3 protein-coding genes are annotated in these 2,112 nt (G+C 46.5%); all 3 read left to right on the forward strand.

Going from position 1 to position 2,112, the window contains the following annotated elements:
- Window positions 1-766: type II secretion system protein GspD (locus B2Y23_RS11720; protein WP_414632127.1), on the forward strand; the 766-nt coding region annotated here is incomplete at its 5' end.
- Window positions 767-835: 69 nt separating this feature from the next.
- Window positions 836-1,537: an FHA domain-containing protein gene (locus B2Y23_RS11725; protein WP_291353996.1), complete on the forward strand. Its 702-nt coding sequence runs from the start codon at window positions 836-838 to the stop codon at window positions 1,535-1,537.
- An 85-nt stretch (window positions 1,538-1,622) separates the two neighbouring features.
- Window positions 1,623-2,112 (forward strand): HAD hydrolase-like protein (locus tag B2Y23_RS11730; protein WP_291370969.1); only part of this gene is annotated, 490 nt, incomplete at its 3' end.

Below are 2,112 nucleotides of genomic sequence, written 5' to 3' on the forward strand. Positions count from 1 at the left end.
TAATGAAGAAGCTTATATTGTGGTAGGTCAAAACGTGCCGTTTGTTACCGGTTCCGCAACCACGACTTCAGCAGGGCTAAACCCTTATACTACGGTTGAACGTAAAGATGTCGGTGTCACTTTAAAGGTGATTCCGCATATTGGAGAAGGTGGCTCGGTTCGCCTCGAAGTCGAGCAGGAAGTTTCTGCAGTGCAGGATAAAGGTCAAGCACAGGATTTGGTCACCAGTAAGCGTGCCATTAAAACCTCGATTCTGGCTGAGCATGGTCAGACCATCGTTTTGGGTGGTTTGATTTCCGATAACTCGATTCATTCGCGTCAGGCTGTACCGGGCTTAGGGGCTATTCCAGGTTTGGGGCGTCTCTTCCGTGCAGATGGTAAATCCAATGAAAAACGCAACTTACTGGTGTTCATTCACCCGACTATTGTGGGAGATAGTAATGATGTACGCCGTTTATCGCAGCAGCGTTACAGCCAGTTGTACAGCTTACAGTTAGCCATGGATCAGGATGGCAGTTTTGCCAAATTACCGGAAAATGTAGAAGATATTTATCAGCAGCGAATTCCGGTTACACCATCGGCCCCCAAAGTTCCTCAATATCAAACCCTGCCATCGGCAACCCAGAATCAACCGAAGGCCACTACTTTTAGTACACCGGTTGCAATTGAACCAGTCGTGCAAAGGCAAAAGGTAGCTACGCCTGTTACTGAGGTTGAAAAAACCAAAAATACCGTGACGACGACCACGATTCGTTCTGGTTCTTAACAGAGTGGGTAAAGAATTGAATATTTGCCATGATATGATAATTAAAAATCACAAAGAGAAGTGCATTTCATGACTTGGAAAATACAAGCAATTACCGGTGAATTAACGGGACAGGAAATCAGCATCGACCGTGATATGTTGGTCGGTCGCCATCAGAGTGCAGATATCGTATTGCAGGCAGGGGAAATTTCACGCAAGCATGCGGCTTTCTTGCTCAAAGACCAGGCTTTATGGGTACAAGACTTAAACTCGTCAAATGGCACCTTCGTCAATGACTTGCGTATTGAACATGAAACCTTGTTGAAAGAAGGGGATATCGTTCAGTTTGCAGGCTTGAAATTTTCCGTGCTTGCACCGCCTAAAGACATTACGCCTGCGTTGACTGAAACTGAAATTATGCCGGCCAGCGAGCAGCCTTCAGAAGCAGTGGCAGTTTCTGAAACGGCGGCAACCGTGTCCGTTGAACCAGAAACAAAGACTGTGGCCCAGCAAATGAATGATCAGGGTATGCCTGAACTGACTGAGCGTGATAGCAGCGTCAACGTCACACGTGATGGTATGCCACAAGGGGTAGCTATTCCGAAACCTGCGCCAATTCCAGAAGATGTGGACTTGAGTGCCATTCCCGAGAAGCAGGCACCCATCGCAGTGGAAACACCAGTGTCACGTGTAGAGCAAGCCAAAGAAGAGCAGAAAAATGCATCAGTAGGCTTAATCTCCATTATTGTATTAATTATCCTTGCAATCATGGCTTGGTTATTCTTTAAATAAGCCTGTACGCGAAATACAATGAAGGCATGCAATCGCATGCCTTCATTGTATGAGTATGGGTTAAATAAATTGTGAGAGGGAAATGATGTCTGTAGCAAAATTGGCCAGCCGGGAACTGATTTTATTTGATCTGGATGGCACCCTGGTAGATTCGGCATCGGACTTATACCGTGCCATGAACATGAGCCTGACTGCCTTGCAATTACCGACAGTGACTGAAGCGCAGGTGCGTACCTGGATAGGTAAGGGAACCTCTCTTTTTTGCCAAAGCACTCTGCAATATCTCACCGGAAAGGTTGATCCCGAGCAACATCAACAATTGCTGGCGACTTTTTTAAGTATTTATAATGCCGATCCCTGTGTGGATACCCAGCCTTTTAATGGGGTAGTTGAGTTTCTCGATTGGGGTCTAGCCAACAATAAGCAAATGATTTGTGTCACCAATAAACCTGAGCAGCCGGCACGTGCAATCGTCGAAGCGCTGGGCTTGGGTCATTATTTTGTTGACGTGATTGGCGGGGACCGTTTTGAAGAGCGTAAGCCTCATCCACGGCAGTTGTTGTTTTGTGTGGATC

This window comes from Acinetobacter sp. UBA5934, assembly GCF_002430855.1.
GTDB lineage: Bacteria > Pseudomonadota > Gammaproteobacteria > Pseudomonadales > Moraxellaceae > Acinetobacter.